The sequence below is a fragment of the Aquitalea sp. FJL05 genome (assembly GCF_003852595.1).
GTDB lineage: Bacteria > Pseudomonadota > Gammaproteobacteria > Burkholderiales > Chromobacteriaceae > Aquitalea > Aquitalea aquatilis.
Window position 1 is genome coordinate 12,669 of sequence record NZ_QAJS01000025.1, and the last position, 2,819, is coordinate 15,487.

Sequence of the window (2,819 nt, forward strand, 5' to 3'; positions counted from 1 at the left end):
TAATTGGGATGTATTAGCGGCGGCCTGAGGTCGTCGAGTAAGTGACTGCTTTTAATGGGTGGTCATGAGCCCAAGCTCAACTGAATATTGAAGGAAGTAACATGCCAAGACGCAGAGAAGTCCCCAAGCGCGAGATTCTGCCGGATCCGAAGTTCGGTTCCCAAGATCTGTCCAAGTTCATGAACGTAGTGATGATCGACGGCAAAAAAGCTGTTGCAGAACGCATCATCTACGGCGCACTGGCCCAGATCGAAAAGAAGACCGGCAAAAACGCACTGGAAGTGTTCAATAGCGCACTGACCAATGCCAAGCCGGTTGTAGAAGTAAAAAGCCGCCGTGTAGGTGGTGCTAACTATCAAGTTCCTGTTGAAGTTCGTCCGTCCCGTCGTATGGCTCTGGCCATGCGCTGGCTGCGTGACGCTGCGCGTAAGCGTGGCGAAAAGTCCATGGACCTGCGCCTGGCTGGTGAGCTTATCGATGCGGCCGAAGGCCGTGGCGGTGCCATGAAGAAGCGTGATGAAGTGCATCGTATGGCAGAAGCCAACAAGGCCTTCTCGCACTTCCGTTTCTAAGCTCAACCACACAATAAGGTGTAGATCGTGGCTAGAAAGACCCCCATTGAGCGCTACCGTAACATCGGTATCTCCGCTCACATTGACGCCGGTAAGACAACCACTACCGAGCGTATTCTGTTTTACACCGGTGTTAACCACAAAATCGGTGAAGTTCACGATGGCGCCGCCACCATGGACTGGATGGAGCAGGAGCAGGAACGTGGTATTACCATTACCTCTGCTGCCACCACCACCTACTGGAAGGGTATGGGCCTGCAGTACCCGGCTCACCACTTCAACATCATTGACACCCCGGGTCACGTGGACTTTACCATTGAGGTAGAGCGTTCCATGCGTGTACTGGATGGTGCCGTGATGGTTTACTGCGCTGTGGGTGGTGTTCAGCCCCAGTCGGAAACCGTATGGCGTCAGGCCAACAAGTACAAGGTTCCGCGTATCGCTTTCGTGAACAAGATGGACCGTCAAGGTGCCAACTTCTTCCGTGCGGTTGAACAGGTGAAGACTCGCCTGCGTGGCAACCCGGTGCCTATCGTTGTGCCGATCGGTGCAGAAGACGGTTTCACCGGCGTGGTTGACCTGCTGAAGATGAAGGCCATTATCTGGGACGAAGCCTCGCAAGGCATGAAGTTCGAGTATGGTGACATCCCGGCCGACCTGGTTTCCGTAGCCGAAGAATGGCGCGAAAAGATGGTTGAAGCCGCTGCTGAAGTCAGCGACGAAATGATGGACAAGTACTTGGGCGGCGAAGCGCTGACCGAGGAAGAAATCGTTGACGGCCTGCGTCAGCGCACCCTGCGTTGCGAAATCCAGCCGATGCTGTGCGGTTCCGCGTTCAAGAACAAGGGTGTTCAGCGCATGCTGGATGCTGTGATTGAACTGCTGCCGAGCCCGCTGGATGTTCCGCCGGTTCCAGGTGAGCTGGACGATGGCTCTCCGGTTACCCGTCAGGCTTCCGACGACGAGAGCTTCTCCGCTCTGGCCTTCAAGCTGATGAATGACCCGTACGTAGGTCAGCTGACCTTCTTCCGTGTTTACTCTGGTGTGGTGAAGTCCGGTGATACCGTACTGAACTCCGTCAAGGGCAAGAAGGAACGTATCGGCCGTATCGTACAGATGCACGCCAACGACCGTAAGGAAATCGAAGAAGTACGCGCTGGTGACATCGCTGCTGCTATCGGCCTGAAGGAAGTGACCACCGGTGAAACCCTGTGTGCCGTTGATGCCCCGCTGATTCTGGAGCGCATGGAGTTCCCGGATCCGGTGATTCACGTTGCCGTTGAGCCGAAGACCAAGGCTGACCAGGAAAAGATGGGCGTTGCCCTGAACCGCCTGGCCAAGGAAGACCCGTCTTTCCGCGTACGTACTGACGAAGAATCCGGCCAAACCATTATTTCCGGTATGGGTGAACTGCACCTGGAAATTCTGGTTGACCGTATGCGTCGCGAGTTCGGCGTTGAAGCCAACGTGGGTGCTCCGCAGGTTGCTTACCGCGAAACCATCACCAAGACTGTTACTGATGTGCAAGGTAAGCATGCCAAGCAGTCTGGTGGTAAGGGTCAGTACGGTGATTGTACGATTACTCTGGAGCCGTCCGGCGAAGGTCAGGGCTACAAGTTCATCGACGAGATCAAGGGTGGTGTGATTCCGCGTGAATTCATTCCTTCCGTTGACAAGGGTATCCGTAACTCGCTGAGCAACGGTATCTTGGCTGGGTTCCCGGTGGTTGACGTTACTGTGCGTCTGACTTTCGGTTCCTACCACGATGTCGACTCTTCGCAGATCGCCTTCGAACTGGCTGGTTCCATCGCATTCAAGGAAGCCATGCGCCGTGCTGGTCCGTGCATCCTTGAGCCGATGATGGCCGTTGAAGTGGAAACGCCGGAAGAGTACATGGGCGATGTAATGGGCGACCTGAACCGTCGTCGTGGCATCGTGCAAGGCATGGACGATGATGGTCTGGGTGGCAAGAAGATCAAGGCAGAAGTACCGTTGGCCGAGATGTTTGGTTACTCCACCGACCTGCGTTCCGCTACTCAGGGTCGTGCTACCTACTCCATGGAGTTCAAGCACTACTCTGAAGCACCGAAGCATGTTGCTGAAGCGGTAATGGCTGCCAAGAAGTAATGCGCGCTGAAGCTGACCGGAACCGGTTTTCGGTCAGCTCTGATCTAATGTTCTTTAATTAAGGATTTTTGCAAAATGGCAAAAGAAAAGTTTGAGCGGAACAAACCGCACGTAAACGTC

General features: G+C 54.7%; 2 protein-coding genes. Both read left to right on the forward strand.

The window, feature by feature from the left end:
• Positions 1-101 precede the first annotated feature (101 nt).
• Positions 102-572 (forward strand): 30S ribosomal protein S7, encoded by a 471-nt coding sequence (gene rpsG / locus DBR44_RS19370; RefSeq protein ID WP_103526094.1) that lies wholly within the window; start codon positions 102-104, stop codon positions 570-572.
• Positions 573-599: 27 nt separating this feature from the next.
• Positions 600-2,699, forward strand: a complete 2,100-nt coding sequence (gene fusA, locus DBR44_RS19375) for an elongation factor G (protein ID WP_124645619.1) — start codon at positions 600-602, stop codon at positions 2,697-2,699.
• Positions 2,700-2,819: the final 120 nt, after the last annotated feature.